At 59.9% G+C, this 23299-nt stretch carries 22 protein-coding genes; 10 read left to right on the top strand and 12 right to left on the bottom strand.

What is annotated here, in order from left to right; translation table 11 throughout:
* Positions 1-102: 102 nt before the first annotated feature.
* Positions 103-432: a DUF1820 family protein gene (locus ACZ89R_RS14070; protein WP_007894425.1), complete on the bottom strand. Its 330-nt coding sequence runs from the start codon at positions 430-432 to the stop codon at positions 103-105.
* A 134-nt stretch (positions 433-566) separates the two neighbouring features.
* Here ACZ89R_RS14070 and miaB point away from each other — a divergent pair, with 134 nt between their 5' ends.
* The 5 genes from miaB to lnt all read left to right on the top strand — a co-directional run bounded on the left by miaB (position 567) and on the right by lnt (position 5966).
* Entirely contained in the window at positions 567-1892 is a 1326-nt protein-coding gene (miaB, locus tag ACZ89R_RS14075; protein WP_429545460.1) for a tRNA (N6-isopentenyl adenosine(37)-C2)-methylthiotransferase MiaB, read from the top strand.
* A gap of 186 nt (positions 1893-2078) precedes the next feature.
* Positions 2079-3095 carry a PhoH family protein gene (locus ACZ89R_RS14080; protein ID WP_123498577.1) on the top strand — a complete coding sequence of 339 codons (1017 nt, stop codon included), beginning with the start codon at positions 2079-2081 and terminating at the stop codon, positions 3093-3095.
* On the top strand, positions 3088-3582 hold the full coding sequence (ybeY, locus tag ACZ89R_RS14085) for an rRNA maturation RNase YbeY (RefSeq protein WP_429429869.1): 495 nt from the start codon (positions 3088-3090) through the stop codon (positions 3580-3582). The genes ACZ89R_RS14080 and ybeY overlap by 8 nt, the downstream gene beginning before the upstream one ends.
* A gap of 5 nt (positions 3583-3587) precedes the next feature.
* Positions 3588-4427, top strand: a complete 840-nt coding sequence (locus ACZ89R_RS14090; RefSeq protein ID WP_007894419.1) for an HlyC/CorC family transporter — start codon at positions 3588-3590, stop codon at positions 4425-4427.
* Positions 4428-4442: 15 nt separating this feature from the next.
* Positions 4443-5966 (top strand): apolipoprotein N-acyltransferase, encoded by a 1524-nt coding sequence (lnt, locus tag ACZ89R_RS14095; protein ID WP_429545459.1) that lies wholly within the window; start codon positions 4443-4445, stop codon positions 5964-5966.
* A 100-nt stretch (positions 5967-6066) separates the two neighbouring features.
* On the opposite strand, the gene ACZ89R_RS14100 is transcribed toward lnt, so the two are convergent.
* Both ACZ89R_RS14100 and ACZ89R_RS14105 read right to left on the bottom strand, forming a co-directional pair.
* Positions 6067-6828, bottom strand: a complete 762-nt coding sequence (locus ACZ89R_RS14100; protein WP_429545458.1) for a YdcF family protein — start codon at positions 6826-6828, stop codon at positions 6067-6069.
* A gap of 106 nt (positions 6829-6934) precedes the next feature.
* On the bottom strand, positions 6935-7255 hold the full coding sequence (locus ACZ89R_RS14105; protein ID WP_429431654.1) for a hypothetical protein: 321 nt from the start codon (positions 7253-7255) through the stop codon (positions 6935-6937).
* Positions 7256-7535: 280 nt separating this feature from the next.
* Here ACZ89R_RS14105 and leuS point away from each other — a divergent pair, with 280 nt between their 5' ends.
* From leuS to ACZ89R_RS14130, 5 genes are all read left to right on the top strand, one after another.
* Complete coding sequence (leuS, locus tag ACZ89R_RS14110) at positions 7536-10142, top strand: leucine--tRNA ligase (protein ID WP_429545457.1); 2607 nt, start codon at positions 7536-7538, stop codon at positions 10140-10142.
* Between the two features lie 89 nt (positions 10143-10231).
* Complete coding sequence (locus ACZ89R_RS14115) at positions 10232-10837, top strand: LPS-assembly lipoprotein LptE (protein WP_429545456.1); 606 nt, start codon at positions 10232-10234, stop codon at positions 10835-10837.
* A 39-nt stretch (positions 10838-10876) separates the two neighbouring features.
* Positions 10877-11914 (top strand): DNA polymerase III subunit delta, encoded by a 1038-nt coding sequence (gene holA / locus ACZ89R_RS14120; RefSeq protein ID WP_008070097.1) that lies wholly within the window; start codon positions 10877-10879, stop codon positions 11912-11914.
* A gap of 184 nt (positions 11915-12098) precedes the next feature.
* A complete protein-coding gene (arfA, locus tag ACZ89R_RS14125) occupies positions 12099-12263 on the top strand; it encodes an alternative ribosome rescue factor ArfA (RefSeq protein WP_046069682.1) in 165 nt (54 codons plus the stop codon).
* Between the two features lie 62 nt (positions 12264-12325).
* Positions 12326-13648 (top strand): lytic murein transglycosylase, encoded by a 1323-nt coding sequence (locus ACZ89R_RS14130; protein WP_123498561.1) that lies wholly within the window; start codon positions 12326-12328, stop codon positions 13646-13648.
* 93 nt (positions 13649-13741) lie between these two features.
* Here the strand turns inward: ACZ89R_RS14130 and ACZ89R_RS14135 are convergent, their stop codons facing one another.
* From ACZ89R_RS14135 to mrdA, 9 genes are all read right to left on the bottom strand, one after another.
* Positions 13742-14689: a S66 peptidase family protein gene (locus ACZ89R_RS14135; protein ID WP_429545455.1), complete on the bottom strand. Its 948-nt coding sequence runs from the start codon at positions 14687-14689 to the stop codon at positions 13742-13744.
* 174 nt (positions 14690-14863) lie between these two features.
* Entirely contained in the window at positions 14864-15886 is a 1023-nt protein-coding gene (gene lipA, locus ACZ89R_RS14140; protein ID WP_429545454.1) for a lipoyl synthase, read from the bottom strand.
* A 1-nt stretch (position 15887) separates the two neighbouring features.
* On the bottom strand, positions 15888-16535 hold the full coding sequence (lipB, locus tag ACZ89R_RS14145) for a lipoyl(octanoyl) transferase LipB (protein ID WP_192345313.1): 648 nt from the start codon (positions 16533-16535) through the stop codon (positions 15888-15890).
* Positions 16535-16810: a DUF493 domain-containing protein gene (locus tag ACZ89R_RS14150; RefSeq protein WP_123498555.1), complete on the bottom strand. Its 276-nt coding sequence runs from the start codon at positions 16808-16810 to the stop codon at positions 16535-16537. The genes lipB and ACZ89R_RS14150 overlap by 1 nt, the downstream gene beginning before the upstream one ends.
* Positions 16811-16890: 80 nt before the next feature.
* Positions 16891-18048 carry a D-alanyl-D-alanine carboxypeptidase family protein gene (locus ACZ89R_RS14155; protein ID WP_429545453.1) on the bottom strand — a complete coding sequence of 386 codons (1158 nt, stop codon included), beginning with the start codon at positions 18046-18048 and terminating at the stop codon, positions 16891-16893.
* A 182-nt stretch (positions 18049-18230) separates the two neighbouring features.
* On the bottom strand, positions 18231-19241 hold the full coding sequence (locus tag ACZ89R_RS14160; protein WP_007894385.1) for a septal ring lytic transglycosylase RlpA family protein: 1011 nt from the start codon (positions 19239-19241) through the stop codon (positions 18231-18233).
* Complete coding sequence (mltB, locus tag ACZ89R_RS14165) at positions 19241-20251, bottom strand: lytic murein transglycosylase B (protein WP_123498554.1); 1011 nt, start codon at positions 20249-20251, stop codon at positions 19241-19243. Before mltB ends, ACZ89R_RS14160 begins: the two co-directional genes overlap by 1 nt.
* A gap of 17 nt (positions 20252-20268) precedes the next feature.
* Positions 20269-21372 (bottom strand): rod shape-determining protein RodA, encoded by a 1104-nt coding sequence (gene rodA / locus ACZ89R_RS14170; RefSeq protein ID WP_050549258.1) that lies wholly within the window; start codon positions 21370-21372, stop codon positions 20269-20271.
* 31 nt (positions 21373-21403) lie between these two features.
* A complete protein-coding gene (gene mrdA / locus ACZ89R_RS14175) occupies positions 21404-23299 on the bottom strand; it encodes a penicillin-binding protein 2 (protein ID WP_123498552.1) in 1896 nt (631 codons plus the stop codon).

Here is a 23299-nt window from a genome sequence, read left to right on the forward strand (position 1 = left end):
CTCGCTCCCACAGTTGATCTCTGACCTACACAAATATTGTGTTCACAGACGATCCATTGTGGGAGCGAGCCTGCTCGCGATTGGGGCGACTCGGTCTAAGGCTTACTTCTCAGGCATCGGCATCGGAAACGGCATGACATTGCCGACCGCGCCGCGGGCTTCGCTGATTTTCGGCGTGCCGAGACGCTCGACCTCGTCGATGCGCACGATCGAATGCATCGGTACAAAACTGCGTACAACGCCTTCGAACTGAGCCTTGAGCTTCTCTTCGCTCGGATCGACGACCACTTGCGTGCGCTCGCCAAAGACGAACTCTTCCACTTCCAGGAAGCCCCACAGATCACTTTGATAGATCTGCTTGGCGTACATTTCGTACACCTGGCCCTGATTGAGGAAAATCACCTTGTAGATTGGAGCTTCACGTTTGGTCATGGTGGGCGGGTAACACATCGGGGATAAAAATGAGGGCGCGAACTATAGCATAGCCACCGGACGCGCAACGGTAGGAACCTTGGTGCATGTTCCCTATAATGCGCGGTTCTTTGAATCACGTGATGACTCTATCCATGGCCAAGAAGCTTTACATCGAAACCCACGGTTGCCAGATGAACGAGTACGACAGCTCGCGCATGGTCGATCTGCTGGGTGAACACCAGGCCCTGGAAGTCACCGCTCGCGCTGAAGACGCCGACGTGATCCTGCTTAATACCTGCTCGATCCGCGAACGCGCCCAGGACCGGGTGTATTCCCAGCTGGGTCGCTGGCGCGAATTGAAACTGGCTAACCCGGAAATGGTCATCGCCGTCGGCGGCTGCGTAGCCAGCCAGGAAGGCGCGGCCATTCGTGACCGCGCTCCGTACGTGGACGTGGTATTCGGCCCGCAGACCCTGCACCGCCTGCCTGAAATGATCGACGCCGCGCGCCTGACCAAACTGCCGCAAGTCGACGTCTCGTTCCCGGAAATCGAAAAATTCGACCACTTGCCCGAGCCGCGCATCGACGGGCCGAGCGCTTACGTGTCGGTCATGGAAGGCTGCAGCAAGTACTGCACGTTCTGCGTGGTGCCTTATACGCGCGGTGAAGAAGTCAGCCGACCGTTCGACGATGTGATTGCCGAGATCATTCACCTGGCCGAAAACGGCGTGCGCGAAGTGACCTTGCTGGGGCAGAACGTCAACGGTTATCGCGGCACCACTCATGATGGGCGCCTGGCTGATCTGGCGGAATTGATCCGGGTAGTAGCCGCTGTCGATGGCATCGACCGGATTCGCTACACCACCTCGCACCCGCTGGAATTCTCCGACAGCCTGATCCAGGCCCACGCCGACGTGCCGGAGCTGGTGAAACACCTGCATTTGCCAGTGCAATCGGGTTCCGACCGGATCCTCGCGGCGATGAAACGCAACCACACCGCACTGGAGTACAAATCCAAATTGCGCAAGTTGCGGGCTGCCGTGCCGGGGATCTGCATCAGTTCTGACTTCATCGTCGGCTTCCCGGGCGAGACCGAAAAAGACTTCGAACAGACCATGAAGCTGATCGAAGACGTCGGTTTCGACTTTTCCTACTCGTTCGTCTATAGCCAGCGTCCGGGTACACCGGCTGCCGATCTGGCCGACGACACGCCGGAAGAACTGAAAAAAGAACGTTTGAACGCCCTGCAACATCGCCTCAACCAGCAAGGTTTCGAGATCAGCCGACAAATGGTGGGCTCCATTCAGCGGATTCTGGTCACCGATTATTCGAAAAAAGACCCCGGTGAACTGCAAGGCCGGACCGAGAATAATCGTATCGTCAACTTCCGCTGCGACAATCCGACCCTGATCGGCCAGTTCGCCGACGTGCACATCGATGCCGCGCAACCGCACTCGCTGCGGGGCTCGCTGTTGTAGGAGCGAGGCTTGCCCGCGAAGGCCGCACCGCAGTCTGTCTGGCGGACCGCGTTATCGTTCTTCGCGGGCAAGCCTCGCTCCTACAAGGACGGTGTTCAACATTGGTCTGTTTAAGAGCTTTCGTACCCAGGCGACTGGCGCTATCCTTGATTCATCATAATTGCCCCAGGGCGGCTAAATACGACCTTGAACGCACCCATAGAACCACATCGTTTCATCCTCGAGCCTTTTGAAGCTCGCCGCTTCGCCAATCTGTGCGGGCAATTCGACGAGCATCTGCGCTTGATCGAACAGCGCCTCGCGATCGAGATCCGCAACCGCGGAAATCAGTTCGAACTGATCGGCGAGCCCAAGCACACCACCTCCGCGGAAAACCTGCTGCGCCGCTTGTACCGGGAAACCAAAGGTACCGAGCTGTCGCCAGACATGGTTCACCTGTTCCTGCAGGAATCGGCCGTCGAGGAACTGGACAACCACTCCCCCGCCGAACCGTCCGTCGCCTTGCGCACCAAGAAAGGCATGATTCGCCCTCGCGGCTTGAATCAGGTGCGCTATGTGAAGGAAATCCTCGGTAACGACATCAACTTCGGCATCGGCCCGGCCGGTACCGGCAAGACCTATCTGGCCGTTGCCTGCGCGGTAGATGCGCTGGAACGCGAGCAGATTCGCCGTATTCTGCTGGTTCGTCCGGCGGTTGAAGCGGGCGAAAAGCTCGGCTTCCTGCCGGGTGACCTGTCGCAAAAGATCGATCCGTACCTGCGCCCGCTCTACGACGCGCTCTACGAAATGCTCGGCTTCGAATACGTGGCCAAGCTGATCGAGCGTCAAGTGATCGAAGTCGCGCCACTGGCCTACATGCGCGGTCGTACGCTGAACAACAGTTTCATCATCCTCGACGAAAGCCAGAACACCACCGTCGAACAGATGAAGATGTTCCTGACCCGCATCGGCTTCGGCTCCACTGCGGTCATCACCGGTGACATCACCCAGGTCGACCTGCCGAAAGGCACCAAATCCGGGCTGCATCATGTGATCGAGGTGCTCAAAGACGTTCCGGGGATCAGCTTCACCCACTTCATGCCCAAGGACGTGGTGCGCCATCCGTTGGTGCAACGCATTGTCGAGGCCTATGAGCGCTTCGAAAATCGCACAGCCGACGAAACGGCGAAGCCCTCTCCCAAGGACACTCGCCCCGATGCTTGAGCTTGACCTGCAACTGGCTACCGAAGCGTCTGCCCCAAGCGAAGCCGAATTCCGCCAATGGTGCGAACTGGCCCTGCGCCAGCGTACTGCCGACTCCGAAATGACCATCCGTCTGGTCGACGAAGAGGAAGCCCGCGAACTGAACTTCACCTGGCGGCAGAAAGACTACGCCACCAACGTTTTGTCGTTTCCGGCCGATGTCCCCGATGAGTTTCTCGATATTCCCCTGCTCGGCGATCTGGTGATCTGCGTAGCGGTGGTCGAGCGCGAAGCGGCGGAACAAGGCAAGAAATTAAAGGCTCACTGGGCGCACCTGGTCATTCACGGCTGCTTGCATCTGCTTGGTTACGACCATATAGATGACGATGAAGCCGAAGAAATGGAAGCACTGGAACGAACGTTGCTTGCAGAGTTGGGTCATCCGGACCCTTATGCGGACGACGAAACAGACACATCCCCAATCGTAACAACAAAGGATTCAGAGTAATCGCTATGAGCGAAGATCGATCGAGCAACGGGCAGAAGTCATGGCTGGGTAAGCTCACCCAGGCTTTTGCCCACGAGCCGAAAAACCGCCAGGAGCTGCTGGAGCTGCTGCGCGACGCACATCAAAACAAGTTGCTGGACAGCGAAGCGCTGGCCATCGTCGAAGGCGCCATCCAGGTTGCAGACCTGCAAGTACGGGACATCATGGTCCCGCGCTCGCAGATGATCAGCATCAAGGCGACCCAGACACCTCGCGAATTCCTGCCGGCCGTGGTCGACTCGGCCCACTCCCGTTACCCGGTGATCGGCGAAAGCCACGATGACGTGATGGGTGTGTTACTGGCCAAGGACTTGCTGCCGTTGATCCTCAAGGAGAACGGCGACAGCTTCAACATCAAGGACCTGCTGCGCCCGGCGACCTTCGTGCCCGAGTCCAAGCGCCTGAATGTGCTGCTGCGTGAGTTTCGCGCCAACCATAACCACATGGCCATCGTCATTGACGAATACGGTGGTGTGGCCGGTCTGGTGACCATCGAAGACGTGCTGGAACAGATCGTCGGCGACATCGAAGACGAGCACGACGTCGAAGAAGACAGCTACATCAAGCCGCTGCCCAGCGGTGACTTCCTGATCAAGGCCCTGACGCCGATCGATAACTTCAACGAGTTCTTCGACAGCGAATTCTCCGACGATGAATTCGACACCGTCGGTGGCTTGGTGATGAGCGCGTTCGGGCACTTGCCAAAACGCAACGAAATCACTGAAATCGGCGCCTATCGCTTCCGCATCCTGAACGCCGACAGCCGTCGGATTCACTTGCTGCGTCTGACACCTATTGCCCGGTAAAAATTAAGGAAAGAAATGCACTGGATGACCCGCCCCGGCTGGCCCGGTAACTCGCTGGCCATGGCGGCCGGTGCACTTACCACCCTGGCCCTGGCACCGTTCGATATCTGGCCGCTGGCATTGCTGGCGGTCGGTTTCTTTTACGCCGCTTTGCGTGAACTGAACCCCCGTCAGGCCCTGGGCCGTGGCTGGTGTTTCGGTTTCGGCCTGTTTGCCGCGGGCACTAGCTGGATCTACTACAGCATCCACAACTTTGGTGGCGCCTCGGTGCTGCTGGCCGGATTCTTGATGCTGCTGTTCACCGCGGCGATTGCCTGGTTCTTCGCCCTGCCCGCCTGGATTTGGGCGCGCTGGCTGCGCCGTAACGAAGCGCCGCTGGCCGATGCCTTGGCATTTGCGGCGTTGTGGGTGGGTCAGGAAGCCTTTCGCGGCTGGTTCCTTACCGGTTTCCCATGGCTCTATTCCGGTTATAGCCAACTCGACGGCCCATTGGCCGGGCTCGCGCCGGTCGGCGGAATGTGGCTGATTTCCTTCACCCTGGCCCTGACGGCAGCGCTGATCTACAACGCTGCGCGCCTGGTACGCACTGGCCGTAAAGGCTTCATCGCTGTCGGCGTGTTACTGCTGGCAGGCCCATGGGTGGCCGGCATGGCGCTCAAGGAACATGCCTGGACCAGCCCGGCAGGCGCACCACTGAGCGTCGCGGCGATTCAGGGCAACATCGAACAAAGCATGAAGTGGGACCCCTCGCAGCTCAATGCGCAGCTGGCGCTGTACCGCGACATGAGTTTCAGTTCCAAACGCGTCGACCTGCTGATCTGGCCGGAAACGGCGGTCCCGGTGCTCAAGGAGTCCGCCGAGGGCTACCTGAACATGATGGGAAGCTTCGCCGCCGAGCGTAAATCCGCGTTGATCACCGGCGTGCCGATTCGCCAGGAACTCCATCACGAGAAGCGCTATTTCAACGGCATTACCGTCGTCGGTGAAGGCGATGGCACTTACCTGAAACAGAAACTGGTGCCGTTCGGCGAATACGTGCCACTGCAGGAAGTCTTGCGCGGCCTGATCGCTTTCTTCGACCTGCCGATGTCCGACTTCGCCCGAGGGCCGGCCGATCAAGCGCTGCTGCAAGCCAAGGGTTATCAGATTGCGCCGTTCATCTGCTACGAAGTGGTCTACCCGGAATTCGCCGCCGGCCTCGCCGCCCGTAGCGATTTGCTGCTGACCATCAGCAACGACACCTGGTTCGGCACCTCGATCGGCCCGCTGCAACACTTGCAGATGGCACAGATGCGCGCACTTGAAGCCGGCCGCTGGATGATCCGCGCCACCAACAACGGCGTGACCGGCCTGATCAACCCGTTTGGCCAGATCACTGTGCAGATCCCGCAGTTCGAACAAGGCATCCTGTATGGCGAAGTGGTGCCGATGCACAACCTGACGCCCTACCTGCAATGGCGTTCGTGGCCGTTGATCATCAGTTGCGTGTTGTTGTTTGGTTGGGCATTGGTGGCCAACCGGATGGCGAAAACCGTTTAAGTATCGCGCCGCCTGCAAAAAGATCGCAGCCTTCGGCAGCTCCTACATGGGAATGTGTACACCCTGTAGGAGCTGCCGAAGGCTGCGATCTTTTGCTTTTTCAACGATAAAACAACGAATACCCGATCTGCCCCACCGCCTCATTCATCAACTGCCCGCTCTGCCAGATTGATTTGAACTCCGGCATCCAGCCACCCAGCGGCCGGGCATTGTCCACGCCTAAAAACCCCACTGGCGCGGGCACTACCTCAAATCCGGCCTGTTGGAAACTCCAGACCGCTCGCGGCATGTGCCAGGCCTGAGTCACGACCACCACCCGCTTGATCCCCTCCGGCAACAACACCTGAGCGCTGAATTGCGCGTTTTCCCAGGTCGTACGGCTGCGCCCTTCCTGCCAGCGTACCGTCACGCCAAAATCATCGAGCAATGAGTCCGCCATCAGCTTCGCTTCGGTCGGTGGCGTGCCGTAATGCAGGCCGCCGCTGGTCAGAATCGGCAAGCCGGACGCCTTGGCCAGGCGCGCGGCATAGCGCTCGCGCCCCAAGCCTACGCCGGTCGGCTGATCAACGCCCCAAGCCGGATCGCCACGCTCACGCCCTGAACCCAGCACCACGATCGCGTCCGCCCGTCGGCCCAAGGTTGCCCATTCCTCGCGCGCCAGCGGCGGCTCGCGCTCCAGGGCCTTGGCACTCCATTCCACCACGACCGGCAAGCTCATCAACCAGAAACCGCCCACGCCCAAGATGAAACACAACCCCGCCAGTCTCGGCCTTGAGCGGCGCCACCACCAGGCAAGTACCAGCAGCAGCAATAAAATGCCGGGCGGCAGAAGAAGTTGTTTAATGAAATAACGAAAAGGCATCGGGCATCTCCATAGATGCCCGAAGCCTAGGTGGGTTGACGCAATGCGACAACAAATGTGGAAGGACTTTGTTTCAAAAAACCATATTCCATGGCTTCAAGTGCCCTTACTTGAATTGCAAAGACCGGACCTTTACCGCGCCTTTGCCGGGTGCCTTATCCTTGAGCCAGATGATCTTGGCCGAACGCGGTGCCTCGAGTTGCTTCACTGCTGCTGACAAGCATCCGTGCGTTTCACGTTCACTACGATCCAGATAGGCCTTGACCAGTTCAAACTCTGCGGGGCTCAAACCACGCAGTTCCAGCTCCAGGGGACGCTCATCACGCAGCCGTCCGGCAGTTTTGGCCGTATCCAGCGCCATTGCGAGACGGTCTATCAGTTTTTCGTACAGCTCCGGTTTTGTAGCTTTTTGCTGTGACTCAACCATCCATCACCTCATTGAAGATAAGACTCACTCCCCTTTTAGAGCTTAGCCTCGCTGAAAAAACCGGCTGAGTGCCGCGACCAACGGCCCTCGGAGCGGGTATTGGCCACGTCCTTGCGTGTAATCAGGGTTTCCCTCGGTAGAGTGCGGTCATGTATGCTACGGCGCTTCCTGTAACTCCACTTCCAGCTCGCCTGGGCACCGAAACGCCGATTTGGCGTCATCACCGTCCAGCGTTGCATTGAAGAGGATTAGGCCACCCCTATTCAGTTCAAAAGTAGCCATGCACGAACAATATCAGCCCCGTGAAATCGAAGCCGCCGCCCAGTCATTCTGGGACGAGCAAAAGTCCTTTGAAGTCAGTGAACAGCCAGGCAAGGAGACGTTCTACTGCCTGTCGATGTTCCCTTACCCCAGCGGCAAACTACACATGGGGCACGTGCGCAACTACACCATCGGCGACGTGATCTCCCGTTACCAGCGCATGCAAGGCAAGAACGTCCTGCAACCCATGGGTTGGGACGCCTTCGGCATGCCGGCGGAAAACGCCGCGATGAAGAACAACGTAGCGCCCGCCAAGTGGACCTACGAAAACATCGCCTACATGAAAAGCCAGCTGCGCAGCCTGGGCCTGGCGGTGGACTGGTCGCGCGAAGTGACCACCTGCAAGCCTGATTACTACCGCTGGGAACAATGGCTGTTCACTCGCCTGTTCGAAAAAGGCGTGATTTACAAAAAAAGCGGCACTGTGAACTGGGACCCGGTCGACCAGACCGTTCTGGCCAACGAGCAAGTGATCGACGGTCGCGGCTGGCGTTCCGGCGCGCTGATCGAAAAGCGCGAAATCCCGATGTACTACTTCAAGATCACCGCCTACGCGGATGAGCTGCTGGAAAGCCTCGACGAACTGACGGGCTGGCCTGAGCAGGTCAAGACCATGCAGCGCAACTGGATCGGCAAATCCCGCGGCATGGAAGTGCAGTTCCCGTACGACGTCGATTCCATCGGCGAAGCCGGCGCACTGAAAGTTTTCACTACCCGTCCGGACACCCTGATGGGCGCAACCTACGTTGCGGTGGCCGCCGAACACCATTTGGCGACCCTGGCCGCGCAGAACAACCCTGAGCTGCAAGCGTTCATCGCTGAATGCAAGGGCGGCAGCGTTGCCGAAGCCGACGTCGCCACTCAAGAGAAAAAAGGCCTGCCGACCTCGCTGTTCGTCGAACACCCGCTGACCGGGGAGAAACTCCCGGTGTGGGTCGCCAACTACGTGCTGATGCATTACGGCGATGGCGCGGTCATGGCTGTTCCGGCTCACGACGAACGTGATTTCGAGTTCGCCACCAAGTACAACCTGCCGATCAAATCCGTGGTGCGCACAAGTTCCGGTGACACCAACCCGGCGCCTTGGCAGGATGCGTACGGCGAGCACGGCACGCTGATCAACTCCGGCGAATTCGATGGCCTCGACTTCGCAGGCGCCTTCGACGCCATTGAAGTGGCGCTGATCAAGAAAAACCTCGGTGCCTCGCGCACCCAGTTCCGCCTGCGTGACTGGGGCATCAGCCGTCAGCGCTACTGGGGCTGCCCGATCCCGATCATCCACTGCGACACCTGCGGTGATGTGCCGGTCCCGGAAGATCAACTGCCCGTGGTGCTGCCGGAAGACGTCGTACCGGACGGCGCCGGTTCGCCACTGGCGCGCATGCCCGAGTTCTACGAGTGCACCTGCCCGAAATGCGGCGCTGCAGCCAAGCGTGAAACCGACACCATGGACACCTTTGTCGAGTCCTCGTGGTACTACGCCCGCTACGCCTCGCCACACTATGAAGATGGTCTGGTGGAAAAATCGGCGGCCGACCATTGGTTGCCGGTGGATCAGTACATCGGTGGCATCGAACACGCCATTCTTCACCTGCTTTATGCGCGCTTCTTCCACAAGCTGATGCGTGATGAAGGCCTGGTGAGCTCCAACGAGCCATTCAAGAACCTGCTGACTCAGGGCATGGTGATCGCCGAGACTTACTACCGCCGCGAAGCCAACGGTGCCTACACGTGGTTCAACCCGGCGGATGTCGAACTTGAACGCGACAGTAAGGCCAAGGTCATTAGCGCCAAGCTGATCGCAGACGGCCTGCCGGTGGAAATCGGTGGCACCGAGAAGATGGCCAAGTCAAAGAACAACGGCGTCGACCCACAGTCGATGATTGACCAGTTCGGCGCAGACACCTGCCGCCTGTTCATGATGTTCGCCTCGCCACCCGACATGAGCGCGGAATGGTCCGACTCCGGCGTAGAGGGTTCGCACCGCTTCCTCAAGCGCGTCTGGCGCCTGGCTCAAGCGCACGTCACTCAGGGCCTGCCGGGCAAACTGGACGTCGCCAGCCTGAACGACGAGCAAAAAGCCATTCGCCGTTCGATCCACCAGGCCATCAAGCAGGCCAGCCACGACGTCGGCCAGAACCACAAATTCAACACCGCCATCGCCCAAGTGATGACGCTGATGAACGTGCTGGAAAAAGCCGCGCAAGGCACCGAACAGGATCGCGCACTGATTCACGAGGGTCTGGAAACCGTAGTCCTGCTGCTGGCTCCGATCACCCCGCACATCAGCCACGAACTTTGGCATCGCCTGGGTCACGCCGATCCGGTCATCGATGCCGGTTGGCCGGTGCTGGATGAAAGCGCCTTGGTACAGGACAGCCTGCAGCTTGTCATTCAAGTCAACGGCAAGCTGCGCGGCCACCTCGAAATGCCGGCCAGCGCCAGCCGCGAAGAAGTCGAAGCGGCCGCACGGGCCAACGAAAACGTCCTGCGCTTCGTCGATGGCCTGACTATTCGCAAAGTGATCGTAGTGCCCGGGAAACTGGTCAATATCGTCGCCAGCTAAATTGGATCGGGCGCCAGGTGATGCCTGGCGCCGAGTAAAACCTTTCGGGCCGCTTGACCGGCCCACATGGTTTCAAGGGGAGCAACAAGATGATCAAACGCAATTTGCTGGTGATGGGCCTTGCAGTCCTGCTGAGCGCCTGCGGTTTCCAGCTGCGCGGCACCGGCACCACTGAACTGGCGATCAAGGAACTCGATCTGAGCGCCCGCAATGCCTACGGCGAAACCGTAACGCAATTGCGTCAGGTGCTGGAAAGCAGTGGCGTCAAGGTCTACAGCGGCGCACCTCACAAACTGGTGCTGACCGATGAGCAGGAAAGCCAGCGCATCCTCAGTTATGCAGGCGCCGGTCGTACTGGCGAGTACCAGATGACCATGGTGCTGAACTACGACATCCGGGGTCAGAGCAACCTGCCACTGCTGAGCGACAAGCTCGAAGTGCAGAAAGTCTTCATCCATGACGGCAACAACCTGGTGGGTTCCGACCAGGAAGCCAACGATGCCCGCAAGGAAATGCGTCGTGAACTGGTTCAACGCATGATGCTGCGCCTGCAACAGCTCTCCCCAACTCAGTTGGAACAGCTGCAGCAGACCGCTGACGCCAAGGCCAAGGCTGAAACCGACGCGCTGGAAGCGGCACAGAAAGCTGAAGCGCAGACGCCGCGTCAGTCGCCTATCGAACTGCCGCAGCAATAAGCCTTACGGGGCGCTCAGGCGCCCCGTTTGCCTCTTCTTATGAAACTCGCCCCCGCCCAACTCGCTAAACACCTGCAAGGTGCCCTCGCGCCGGTCTACGTCATCAGTGGCGATGACCCACTGCTGTGTCAGGAAGCCGCCGACGCCATTCGCGCGGCTGCCCGCCAGCAAGGTTTCGATGAACGCCAGGTCTTTGCCGCCGACGCCAGTTTCGACTGGGGTACGCTGCTGCAGGCCGGCGCCAGCATGTCGCTGTTCGCCGAAAAACGTCTTCTGGAACTGCGTCTGCCCTCCGGCAAACCCGGAGACAAAGGCGCCGCGGCACTTATCGAATACTGTTCGCGCCCCGCCGAAGACACGGTGTTGCTGATCAGTCTGCCCAAGCTTGACGGCAGTGCGCAGAAGACCAAGTGGGGCAAGGCGCTGGTCGAAGGCCCGCAGACCCAGTTCGTGCAGATCTGGCCCGTGGACACCAACCAGTTGCCGAGCTGGATCCGTCAACGCCTGTCCCAGGCCGGGCTTTCCGCCAGCCAGGACGCCGTCGAACTGATTGCCGCCAGGGTCGAGGGCAACCTGCTGGCTGCCGCCCAGGAAATCGAAAAGCTCAAGCTGATGGCCGAAGGTGGCCAGATCACCGTCGAAACCGTGCAAGCAGCGGTAGCCGACAGTGCGCGTTTTGATGTCTTCGGCTTGACCGATGCGATTCTCAATGGCGAGGCCGCTCACGCCCTGCGCATGCTCGAAGGGTTGCGCGGCGAAGGCGTCGAACCGCCGGTGATTCTCTGGGCGCTGGCCCGGGAACTGCGTCTGCTGGCCAACCTGTCGCTGCAATACAGCCAAGGCGTGCCGCTCGACAAAGCCTTCAGCCAGGCCCGACCGCCAATCTGGGACAAACGCAAACCATTGATGAGCAAAGCGCTGCAACGCTATTCGGCACAACGCTGGGCGCAGTTGCTGTTGGAAGCCCAGCGCATCGATGCGCAGATCAAAGGCCAGGCGGCGGGTTCGCCGTGGATGAGTCTGAGTCGGTTGACGCTGTTGATGGCCGGGCAGAGATTGTCGTTGCCTGCCGAATAAAATCAAAAGATCGCAGCCTTCGGCAGCTCCTACGGATGAACGCGACCCCATGTAGGAGCTGCCGAAGGCTGCGATCTTTTGATCTTGCTTTCCTACAAAACACACCTGCATTTGCCCTATAGACAGAATCCCCACTTCGGCAGATCATTCCCCCGCAAAACCCACTCACTTGCGAGAGATCATCATGAGCAAAAAGCCATCTAAACATGGCCCCAACAAGGCCAAATCCATCGTCGCCCAGCCACTGTTCCGCAGCCGTCAGGAACGAGCCGGCAAGGGCAAAGGCAGCTACCGCCGCGAAGCCTTCCAGTCTAACAGCTGGGAGGCTTCTTACTTTCTGGCGGCCTGAAAGGCAAGCCATCGCTCAACATGTTAAGGTCTGCACCTGATTCGTATCCTCTGGACCTGTGCATGCCCCTTTGTATTTCCCGTCGTTGGCCTCTTCGCCAACTGATAGCTGCCTCCAGCCTCGTTCTGCTTGTCGCCTGCGCGGAAAAACCCACCGCTGCCGACGCCCAACCGCTTCAGACCCGCACCGTTGCGACGGCCCCTGCGGTCATTCCGCCGGTGGTTCCAACCGGTGAAAATCTCGACATCCAGCCTACCCAGACCTTTGCCGAATGGCAGGCGGGTTTCCGTAAGGACGCCCTCGCCGCCGGCATTCGCGCCGACCTGTTCGATCGTGCTTTTGCCAATGTCAGCGTGGACGACAGCGTGATCCGTGCCGATCGCAGCCAACCGGAATTCACTCGCCCGGTGTGGGAGTACCTCGATGGCGCGCTGTCGCCGCTACGGGTGCGCAAAGGTCAGGCGCTTGTCGGCGAGCACGCCGACATCCTGCAAAGCATCGAACAGCGCTACGGCGTCGACCGTCAGGCTCTGGTCGCGGTGTGGGGCATGGAAAGTAACTTTGGTCAGTTCCAGGGCAGCAAGTCGGTGATCAATTCCCTGGCGACCCTGGCTTATGAAGGTCGACGTCCGGGCTTTGCTCATGCGCAACTGATCGCGGCCTTGCAAATCCTGCAACAGGGCGATATCGCCCCCGAGAAAATGCTCGGCTCCTGGGCCGGCGCCATGGGCCAGACCCAGTTCATTCCGACCACCTACAACACCCACGCCGTAGACTTTGACGGCGATGGCCGCCGCGACATCTGGAACAGCTCTGCTGATGCATTGGCCTCGACCGCGCACTACCTGCAAAGCTCCGGCTGGCAGAAAGGTCAGCCCTGGGGCTTCGAAGTACAACTGGCGAGCGGCTTCAATTACGTCCTGGCCGATGGCGCGATTCGCAAGAGTGTGGCCGAGTGGCGACAACTGGGGGTAACCCTGCCCAATGGCGGCCAGGTTCCGGCAGGCTCCGAACACCTGTCGGCCGCCCTGTTGTTGCCGGCAGGCTATCGCGGCCCGGCGTTCCTGGTCCTCGATAACTTCCGCGCGATTCTCAAGTACAACAACTCTTCGTCCTACGCCTTGGCCGTGAGTCTGCTGTCCGAGCGCTTCAATGGTGGCGGTTTGATCAGCGGTCTATGGCCAAAAGATGACTTGCCGCTGAGCCGTACCGAGCGAATCGAGCTGCAAAACCTGCTGAGCGCCCAGAACTACGACGCAGGGACCGCCGACGGGATTATCGGCGCCAATACCCGCAAAGCGATCCGCAGCGCGCAGCAGTCGTTTGGCTGGCCGGCGGATGGTTATCCGACGCACAAGTTGCTGGAAGGCCTGCGTAGCCGCTAGAAGCAAAAGATCGCAGCCTTCGGCAGCTCCTACAAGGTTTTGTGTACGCCTGTAGGAGCTGCCGAAGGCTGCGATCTTTTTTTGCGACTGTTGTTACCTGATCACCACATCCTGCTCCAGCACCAACGCCTTGTCCCCCGCATCCAGCCTGACCAGCGCGCCCATCGGCAGCGTCAAATTCGGATCACAATGCCCGCTACGCCATCCGGCCAGCACGGGGATGCGCAACGGCGCAAAGGTCTGCTTGAGCAACTTCTTCAGCGCGATCGCATCAACCCCTGCCACATCCCCCACCAGAACCCCACGCAGCTTGTGCAACGTGCCGGCCAGACGCAAATGAGTCAGCAGGCGGTCGATGCGATACAGCGGCTCGTTGATGTCTTCGATGAACAGGATGACGTCCTCGGCATCGATCTCGTAAGGCGTGCCCATGGTCGCGGCGATCATCGACAGATTGCCCCCCAGCAAACGCCCGTGAGCGATGCCGGGCTCGATGGTGGTCAACGGCCAGGCCACTGGGTGAGAAAGCACACTGCCCGCCTTCACCTGCCCGCGCAGCATGTTGAAAAACGAGAACTCGGTGGGTTGCTGCTTGTCACCCAGCAGGTCCGCGTTGAGCATCGGGCCGTGAAACGTCACGAAGCCTGCATAACGACTGATGGCCAAGTGCAGCGCAGTGACGTCGCTGTAGCCGATAAACGGCTTGGCGTTGTTGCGCAGTAATTCGAAATCGATGCGATCAAGCAAACGCGGCGTACCGTAACCGCCACGCAGACAGAGGATGGCATCGACCTCGCTGTCGGCGAACGCGCCATGCAAGTCATTGAGCCGCACATCATCACTGCCGGCCAGATAACCGTCTTGCTCATAAACGCCGGGAAACACGCGCAGCGAATAGCCGCGAGCGCGCATCCAGCCGATGGCTTTATCGGTGTCCAGCGCTGCGGGGCCGGCGGGCGCGATCACGCCAATCAGCCCTGTAGGCGGCAAGGCCGGAACGGGGGCATGAGGACAAAGAGTGTGGGTCGGTCGAGCAGTCATCCATGATTCTCCCTGTGAACGCTTCAGCACACAGTAGTCAGGAACGGGAATAAACAGAAGAGGGTCAATCGCACCACGGTTTGCAGGAAAAGACTGTAATCGCCGTGGGCACTGCTAAAAAAAGGCCCGCAAGGCCTGGAAGCCTTGCGGGCTTTTTTTGCTCTCAAAACGGGATCAGGACGACATCAGCTCGGCCTTGACCAGTTTCGCCTGCTCGTCAGCGTGGTACGAGGAACGTACCAGCGGCCCGGAAGCAACGTTCTTGAAGCCCATCTTGTAACCTTCCTCGGCGAACCAGGCGAAGGTGTCCGGGTGTACGAAGCGCTGGACCGGCAAGTGGCTGCGGGACGGTTGCAGGTACTGGCCCAGGGTCAGCATGTCGATGTCGTGTTCGCGCATGCGCTTCATGACTTCGATGACTTCTTCGTCGGTTTCGCCCAGGCCCAGCATCAAACCGGACTTGGTCGGAATGTGCGGCATCATCTGCTTGAAGCGTTGCAGCAGGGTCAGCGACCACTGGTAATCCGAACCCGGACGCGCAGCCTTGTACAGGCGCGGCACGGTTTCCAGGTTGTGGTTGAACACATCCGGCGGCTCGGCGGCGGTGATTTCCAGCGCAACGTCCATGCGGCCACGGTAGTCCGGGACCAGGGTCTCGAGCTGCACGTTCGGCGACAGTTTGCGGATTTCGCGGATGCAATCGGCAAAATGCAGGGCACCGCCGTCACGCAGGTCGTCGCGGTCTACCGAGGTGATTACCACGTACTTGAGTTTCAGGTCGGCGATGGCAATGGCCAGACTTTCCGGCTCGTTGACGTCCAGTGGCTTCGGACGACCATGACCAACGTCGCAGAACGGGCAGCGACGGGTGCAGATGTCACCCATGATCATGAAGGTCGCGGTGCCACCGGAGAAGCACTCGCCCAGGTTCGGGCAGGACGCCTCTTCGCACACGCTGTGCAGCTTGTGTTTACGCAGCAGGGCCTTGATGCGGTCGACCTCCGGGGAAACCGGGATGCGCACGCGAATCCAGTCGGGTTTCTTCGGCAGTTCAGTGGTCGGGATGATCTTCACCGGGATGCGTGCAACCTTCTCGGCGCCGCGCAGCTTGACGCCGGCTTCAACCTTGGCACGCGGGGCCGGACGCTCGGTGACATCGAGCGTCGGGATCATGGTTTGCACTGCATCAGTAGTCATATCAGTCGATTCCGCCCGTTAGGGTCGTCTGCTCAGCATAGTCGAGGTGTTTGACGAGCTGCGCGCGCAGCCGGGCACTTACCTCGGCAAATTCAATCGATCCTGCGTGATCGCTCAGCTGGGTCATCGCCAGCCCGGCGTAGCCGCAGGGATTAATCCGTCGAAACGGTTCCAGGTTCATATCCACATTCAAGGCCAGGCCATGAAAGGAGCAACCGTGGCGGATCCGCAGACCCAGAGAAGCGATTTTCGCGCCATCGACATAGACACCCGGCGCATCCGGCTTGGCCACCGCGGTCACGCCGTAGCTGGCCAGCAGCTCGATCAGGCATTGCTCCATGCGGCTGACCAGATCACGCACGCCGAACCCTAGCTTGCGCACGTCCAGCAACAGGTAGGCCACCAATTGGCCGGGACCGTGATAAGTCACCTGACCACCGCGGTCGACCTTTACCACCGGAATATCCCCCGGCAGCAGCAGATGCTCGGCCTTGCCGGCCTGGCCCTGAGTGAACACCGGCGGATGTTCCACCAGCCAGATTTCGTCGGCGGCATCGCTGCCGCGTTCGTTGGTGAAGCGCTGCATGGCATGCCAGACCGGCTCGTAAGCCATCTGACCGAGCTCGCGAAAGCCCAGCGTGCCAGACATCACAGCACCATGTGCACGAAGCCGGTAGCCCGCAACTCGCTGTTGATGTCGTACAGCTGTTCCTGGCCGGTGGCGATGATGTGCAACTGGATGGTCGTGTACTTGCCGTTGGTACTCTGCCGTTCGGCAAAGGTGTTGTGGTCAACGGTCGCGTGTTTCTCAAGGATCGCGATGATCCTGTCCCTGAAACCCACGCCGGTGTCGCCGATTACCTTGATCGGGTAATCCGCGCAGGGGAATTCGATTTTTGGCGCCTTTACTTCAGTGTCTGTCATGGCGTAACGGCCTCGTAAGCCGTGGCAACGGACATGGCCCCGCTCCGGATTGGAACGGGGCCATGCAGGTCCACACTAATTCAGTTGAACAAGCCGTAGAAGAATAGACGGATGCTATCCCACATGCGGCGGAAGATACCACCCTCGTCGACCGCGTCCAGAGCGATCAGGTCGGCGCTGTGCACTACTTTGTCGTCCAGTTTCACTTCGACTTTACCGATCACATCGCCCTTGGCGATTGGCGCGACCAGTTGCGGGGTCATGGTCATGCTGGCGGCGAGCTTTTTCAGCTGGCCTTTCGGCAGGGTCATGGTCAGGTCTTGAGCCAGGCCGGCCTTGACTTGATTGGTGGTGCCTTTCCAGACAGGTGCCTGAGCCAGCTCGGCGCCTTTCTGATAGAAGGTCTGGGTTTCGAAGAAGCGGAACCCGTAGGTCAACAGCTTCTGGGTTTCAGCAGCGCGGGCTACATCGCTGTTGGTGCCGAACACCACGGCGATCAGGCGCATGCCATCACGTACGGCCGACGACACCATGCAGTAGCCGGCTTCGTCGGTGTGACCGGTTTTCAGACCGTCGACGGTCTTGTCGCGCCACAGCAGCAGGTTGCGGTTAGGCTGCTTGATGCCGTTCCAGAAGAACTCTTTCTGCGAGTAGATCGCGTAGTGAGCCGGGTCTTCGTGGATGATCGCGCGAGCCAGCACCGCCATGTCGTGAGCTGACGAGTAGTGCTCAGGATTTGGCAGGCCGGTCGGGTTCATGAAGTGGGTGTTGGTCAAGCCCAGCTCAGCGCCAGTTTTGTTCATCAGGTCGGCGAAGGCGTCTTCGCTGCCGGCGATGTGCTCGGCGAGCGCAACACTGGCGTCGTTACCCGACTGAATGATGATGCCGTGCAGCAGGTCACTGACGGTGACTTGCGAACCCACCTTGATGAACATCCGCGAACCGCCGGTACGCCAGGCGTTCTCGCTGACGGTCACCGGATCGTTTTCGCCGATCTGGCCACGACGGATTTCCAGGGTCGCGATGTAAGCGGTCATCAGCTTGGTCAGGCTGGCCGGTGGCAGACGCTGGTCACCATTGTTTTCTACCAGCACGTTGCCGCTGCTGGCGTCCATGAGTACATAGGCTTTGGCGGCCAGTTGCGGTGGCGACGGCATTATCTCGGCCGCGAAAGCCGCGGGTGAGAGCAGCAGCGGGACTAGCAGGCACAGGCGTTTGGCAAAGGTGGTGATGTTCATCCGTCTCTCGAAATCGCTAATGGAAACTGCCCTAGGGCAAAACTAATCAGACAACTCTCGAAAAAGTTGTCGCGTGTTCAGTTGCTCACTCTGCAACCCTTGCCGGGCTTTTGTTCTTCAACGAGCCAACAACCCGGTTCGCCCCCCAAACCGCAAGCGAACCGTCAAACAAGAACCAGGTACTACTCGGCGCTGACCAGGCTCGGCGAACCGAGATTGGCCAGCCGCACGCTGTTTTGCACTTGCTGGATTTCACCCGGCGAGCCGATCGGCCCCAGGCGCACCCGATGCAGCGTCTGTTGGTTACGCACGATCGAGCTGATGAACACCGGAGCGCTCACCATCCCGCTGAGCTTCGATCTCAGGAGCTCTGCAGCGTCCGGGTTGGCGAACGCGCCCACCTGCAGATACTGGCCAGAGGCTGGTACAGAAGCGTTTTTTTTTGCATCGATCTGCACGGGCACTACGGCCGCGGCGTGTTGCTGCGGCGGCGGCGTCCACTGCTCGACGGTGCCGGCCGATGCCGTCATCACCGGCGCGCTATTTTGTGCGACTTTCGGCTCGTTAAGCATTAAAGGCGCCGGGCGACCTTTGGCTGCCCACCATTGCTGCGGGTCGATGCCTTCGACCTTGACCCGCGCCGTACCGGTTTCGGCATAGCCGAGTTTCTTGGCGGCCGCGTAGGACAAGTCGATGATCCGGTCCGAATAAAACGGCCCGCGGTCGTTGACCCGCAGGATGACCGTCTTGTTGTTGTCCAGGTTAGTCACCCGAACGTAACTGGGCAGTGGCAGGGTCTTGTGCGCTGCGCTCATGCCGTACAGGTCATACACTTCGCCGTTGGCGGTGTTCTGGCCATGGAATTTGGTGCCGTACCAGGACGCAGTGCCCGACGCCACGTAGGTCCTGGATTCTTGCATCGGGAAATAAGTCTTGCCCAGCACCGTGTACGGGTTGGCTTTATAAGGACCGCTGTGCAGGGTCGGCGTGGCATCTGGAATGCGCGTTACGTCGACGTCCCACCAGGGTGCGCCATCCTTGTGAGCCCGGTTGATATCCAGGCCAGGTGCCGAACGAACGGCGGTCGGGGACTTCTGAGCCGGCGCGCGACTGGTCGAACAACTGGCGACCAGAACCGTCAACGCGGCGAATGCCATGAGCTTCAGGGGTTTATTCATAGGCAATGCCCGCATTACTTGACGCCCCGTGCTTGGACCAGCTGTTCAGACAGTTGATGTACGGCCATGGCGTACATCACGCTGCGGTTATAACGCGTGATTGCGTAAAAATTCGTCAGACCCATCCAGTATTCAGGGCCATTGTCACCTTCCAGGCGGAAAGCCGTGACCGGCATATCATCGCGCAGCGCATCATGACTCGACCAGCCCAGCGCCCGCAACTCCCCGACAGTTTTCGTCGGCTCGATACCTGCGGTCAAACCTTCATCTACCTGATCGCCGCGCACATCGGCGCGGCTGACCACAGGTTCGCCGGCGACCCAGCCGTGACGCTTGAAATAACTGGCGACGCTGCCGATGGCATCATCCGGGTTGGTCCAGATATTAATGTGGCCGTCGCCGTCGAAATCCACCGCATAGGCGCGAAAACTGCTTGGCATGAATTGCGGCAAACCCATGGCCCCGGCGTAGGAGCCTTTGAGGGTCAACGGATCGACCTGCTCTTCACGGGCCAGTAGCAGGAATTCACGCAATTCCTTGCGGAAGAATTCGGCACGGGGAGGATAGTCGAAACCCAAGGTGGACAAGGCATCGATCACCCGGAAATTGCCGGTATTTCGACCAAAGAAGGTCTCCACGCCGATGATCGAGACGATGACCTGCGCCGGCACACCGTATTCCTGCTCGGCACGAGCCAGGATCGCTTCGTGCTGACGCCAGAAGTCCACGCCACGGGCGATGCGCGCATCGGTGATGAACATCGGGCGATATTCTTTCCACTGTTTAACCCGTTCGGCGGGCTTGGAGATCGCGTCCAGAATCGACTGTTTGCGCTCGGCTTCGCGGAACACGCCCATCAGCTGTTCACCGGCAAAGCCATAGTCGCGGGTCATTTCACCGACGAACTCGGCCACCTGCGGTGAGCCTTCGTAATCGCCGGCCCACGCTTGCTGCGCGGTACCAAGGATGCTTACCAGGCCGACCCAGGGTGCGTATCGAGTCGCCCAGCCACGCATTACTTGCATTGAAATCTTCACCTTATTCAAACCTGTGCGATCCACTTACGATGGGTATGGATCGACATCAAAACCCCAAACGCTGACAGTAGCGTCACCAGCGAAGTTCCTCCGTAGCTAATGAACGGCAACGGCACCCCCACAACCGGCAACAGGCCACTGACCATACCGATGTTGACGAAAACGTAAACAAAAAACGTCATGGTCAGGCTGCCCGCGAGCAATTTGCCGAACAATGTCTGCGCCTGAGCGGTAATCACCAACCCGCGACCGATCAACAGCAGGTAAATCAGCAACAATGCGCAGATGCCCACCAGGCCGAATTCTTCGCCCAGTACCGCAATAATGAAGTCGGTGTGGCTTTCCGGCAGGAAGTCCAGGTGCGACTGGGTGCCAAGCAACCAGCCTTTGCCGAATACGCCACCGGAACCGATGGCCGCTTTCGACTGGATGATGTTCCAGCCCGTGCCCAGCGGATCGCTCTCTGGGTCGAGGAAGGTCAGGATTCGCTGCTTCTGGTAGTCGTGCATGATGAAGTACCACATGCCGACCGCCACCGGCACAGCCGCGGCAATCACGCTGAGAATCCAGCGCCAGCGCAGGCCGCCCATGAACAGAACGAACGCGCCACCGGCGAGAATAAGCAGCGAAGTGCCGAGGTCGGGTTGACGCACGATCAGAATGAACGGCAACCCGATCAGAAACAGACTGACGCCCACATGCTTGAGTTGCGGCGGCAAGGAGCGCTTGGCCAGGTACCAGGCGATGGTTGCCGGCATCAGGATCTTCATGAATTCCGAGGGCTGGAAGCGGATCACCCCGGGAATGTTGATCCAGCGCGTGGCACCCATGGCGTTGTGGCCCATGACATCCACCACCACCAGCAACAGCACGCCGATCACATAACCGACCGGCACCCAACGGGCCATGAAGCGCGGCTCGAACTGGGCGATGACGATCATCGACACCAGGCCGATGCCGAAGGAGGTGGCTTGCTTGGCCAGCAGATCCCAGCTTTTGCCGCTGGCCGAATACAGCACGAACAGGCTGCCGGCAGCCAGGGTCAACAGCAGGATCAGCAACGGGCCGTCGATGTGCATGCGTTGCAACAGCGTCGCACGGCGACGCATCACATCCTCGCTGGAGAGGATGCGATCGAAATTACTCTTCACGGGCCGTAGCCTCCGCACTGATAGGGCTGGCGTATTCGGCTTTCAGTCGGCCATCCTGGTCCAGGAGCCAGGCGTCCATGACTTGACGCACCACTGGCGCGGCGACGCCGGAACCGGACTCGCCGTTCTCGACCATCACCGACACCACGATTTGCGGGTTGTCGGCCGGCGCGAAGCCGACGAACAAGGCGTGGTCGCGGTGACGCTCCTGAACCTTGGAGCGGTCGTACTTTTCGCCCTGCTTGATCGCGACCACCTGGGCCGTACCACTTTTGCCGGCAATCCGGTATTGAGCACCGATGGATGCCTTGCGCGCCGTACCGCGGGCACCGTGCATCACCTGCTGCATGCCGTGGTTGACCTTGGTCCAGTCCGACGGGTCGCGCAGAATGATGTCCGGCATCGGGTTTTCGTCCACCGGCTTCGCACCTTCGAGGGTCTTGGCCAAATGCGGACGATTCCACACACCCTTGTTGGCCACCAGCGCCGTGGCCTGCGCCAACTGCAACGGAGTGGACTGCATGTAGCCCTGACCGATCCCGAGAATCAGCGTTTCGCCCGGGTACCAGGCCTGACGACGGGTCGCGCGCTTCCATTCCCGGGTCGGCATCAACCCCGGCGACTCTTCGAACATGTCGAGGGAGACCTTCTGACCAATACCGAATTTGCTCATGTAAGCCGACAACCGATCAATCCCCAGCTTGTGCGCCAGGTCATAGAAGTAGGTGTCGTTGGACCGCATGATCGCCGTATCCAGATCCACGTAACCGTCGCCGGTACGGTTCCAGTTACGGTATTTGTGATCGTAATTGGGCAGTTGGTAGTAACCGGGGTCGTAGACCCGGGTCGATGCGGTGACCACGCCCGCATCCAGGCCGGCAATCGCCACCGCAGGTTTAATCGTCGAGCCCGGCGGGTACAGACCGCGCAACACGCGGTTGAACAATGGCCGGTCGATGGAATCGCGCAACTCGGAATAGGCTTTGAAACTGATGCCGGTGACGAACAGGTTCGGGTCAAAACTCGGCTGACTGACCATCGCCAGGACTTCGCCGGTTTTCGGGTCCAGCGCCACTACCGCGCCACGACGACCGCCGAGCGCGGCTTCGGCGGCTTCCTGCAATTTGATGTCCAGGCTCAGGACGATGTCCTTGCCGGAAATCGGCTCGGTACGTTTGAGCACCCGCAACACGCGGCCACGGGCGTTGGTCTCGACTTCTTCGTAGCCGACCTGACCGTGCAGCTCGGGCTCGTAAAACCGCTCGATGCCGGTTTTACCAATTTGATGGGTGCCGCTGTAACTCACCGGATCGAGCGTCTTGAGCTCTTTCTCGTTGATCCGCCCCATGTAACCCACTGAGTGCGCAAAGTGCGCGCCCTGCGGGTAATGACGCACCAGTTGCGCGACCACTTCCACACCGGGCAGACGGAACTGGTTCACCGCGATGCGGGCGATCTGCTCTTCGGTCAGCTCGAACAGGATGGGCACCGGCTCAAACGGTCGGCGCCCCTGACGCATGCGCTTCTCGAAAATCACCCGGTCCTCGGGCGTCAGCTCCAGCACTTCAACGATCACGTCGAGCACTTGCTGCCAGTCACCGGAGCGTTCGCGGGTCATGCTCAGGCTGAAGCTGGGCCGGTTATCGGCCACCACCACGCCATTGCGGTCGAAGATCAACCCGCGAGTCGGCGGAATCGGCTGCACATGGACGCGGTTGTTTTCCGACAGTGTCGAGTGGTACTCGTACTGGATCACCTGAAGGAAATACAGCCGCGCGATCAGCACGCCAATCAGCGCCACCACTGCAATGGCCCCGAACACGACGCGGCCACGCACCAGACGGGCGTCTTTTTCGTGGTCCTTGATGCGGATCGGCTGGGGCAT

It is taken from the genome of Pseudomonas sp. TE3728, assembly GCF_056279145.1.

What these genes read in the sequence shown, in the direction of transcription:
- ACZ89R_RS14160 (WP_007894385.1), bottom strand. Translation starts at nt 19,241, where the DNA reads ATGCGGGCATTGCCTATGAATAAACCCCTGAAGCTCATGGCATTCGCC.
- ybeY (WP_429429869.1), top strand. Translation starts at nt 3,088, where the DNA reads ATGCTTGAGCTTGACCTGCAACTGGCTACCGAAGCGTCTGCCCCAAGC.
- holA (WP_008070097.1), top strand. Translation starts at nt 10,877, where the DNA reads ATGAAACTCGCCCCCGCCCAACTCGCTAAACACCTGCAAGGTGCCCTC.
- lnt (WP_429545459.1), top strand. Translation starts at nt 4,443, where the DNA reads ATGCACTGGATGACCCGCCCCGGCTGGCCCGGTAACTCGCTGGCCATG.
- leuS (WP_429545457.1), top strand. Translation starts at nt 7,536, where the DNA reads ATGCACGAACAATATCAGCCCCGTGAAATCGAAGCCGCCGCCCAGTCA.
- lipB (WP_192345313.1), bottom strand. Translation starts at nt 16,535, where the DNA reads ATGTCTGGCACGCTGGGCTTTCGCGAGCTCGGTCAGATGGCTTACGAG.
- ACZ89R_RS14130 (WP_123498561.1), top strand. Translation starts at nt 12,326, where the DNA reads ATGCCCCTTTGTATTTCCCGTCGTTGGCCTCTTCGCCAACTGATAGCT.
- mltB (WP_123498554.1), bottom strand. Translation starts at nt 20,251, where the DNA reads ATGCAAGTAATGCGTGGCTGGGCGACTCGATACGCACCCTGGGTCGGC.
- ACZ89R_RS14135 (WP_429545455.1), bottom strand. Translation starts at nt 14,689, where the DNA reads ATGACTGCTCGACCGACCCACACTCTTTGTCCTCATGCCCCCGTTCCG.
- ACZ89R_RS14105 (WP_429431654.1), bottom strand. Translation starts at nt 7,255, where the DNA reads ATGGTTGAGTCACAGCAAAAAGCTACAAAACCGGAGCTGTACGAAAAA.
- ACZ89R_RS14100 (WP_429545458.1), bottom strand. Translation starts at nt 6,828, where the DNA reads ATGCCTTTTCGTTATTTCATTAAACAACTTCTTCTGCCGCCCGGCATT.
- ACZ89R_RS14090 (WP_007894419.1), top strand. Translation starts at nt 3,588, where the DNA reads ATGAGCGAAGATCGATCGAGCAACGGGCAGAAGTCATGGCTGGGTAAG.
- ACZ89R_RS14155 (WP_429545453.1), bottom strand. Translation starts at nt 18,048, where the DNA reads ATGAACATCACCACCTTTGCCAAACGCCTGTGCCTGCTAGTCCCGCTG.
- miaB (WP_429545460.1), top strand. Translation starts at nt 567, where the DNA reads ATGGCCAAGAAGCTTTACATCGAAACCCACGGTTGCCAGATGAACGAG.
- ACZ89R_RS14150 (WP_123498555.1), bottom strand. Translation starts at nt 16,810, where the DNA reads ATGACAGACACTGAAGTAAAGGCGCCAAAAATCGAATTCCCCTGCGCG.
- rodA (WP_050549258.1), bottom strand. Translation starts at nt 21,372, where the DNA reads ATGCGTCGCCGTGCGACGCTGTTGCAACGCATGCACATCGACGGCCCG.
- arfA (WP_046069682.1), top strand. Translation starts at nt 12,099, where the DNA reads ATGAGCAAAAAGCCATCTAAACATGGCCCCAACAAGGCCAAATCCATC.
- ACZ89R_RS14070 (WP_007894425.1), bottom strand. Translation starts at nt 432, where the DNA reads ATGACCAAACGTGAAGCTCCAATCTACAAGGTGATTTTCCTCAATCAG.
- ACZ89R_RS14115 (WP_429545456.1), top strand. Translation starts at nt 10,232, where the DNA reads ATGATCAAACGCAATTTGCTGGTGATGGGCCTTGCAGTCCTGCTGAGC.
- mrdA (WP_123498552.1), bottom strand. Translation starts at nt 23,299, where the DNA reads ATGCCCCAGCCGATCCGCATCAAGGACCACGAAAAAGACGCCCGTCTG.
- lipA (WP_429545454.1), bottom strand. Translation starts at nt 15,886, where the DNA reads ATGACTACTGATGCAGTGCAAACCATGATCCCGACGCTCGATGTCACC.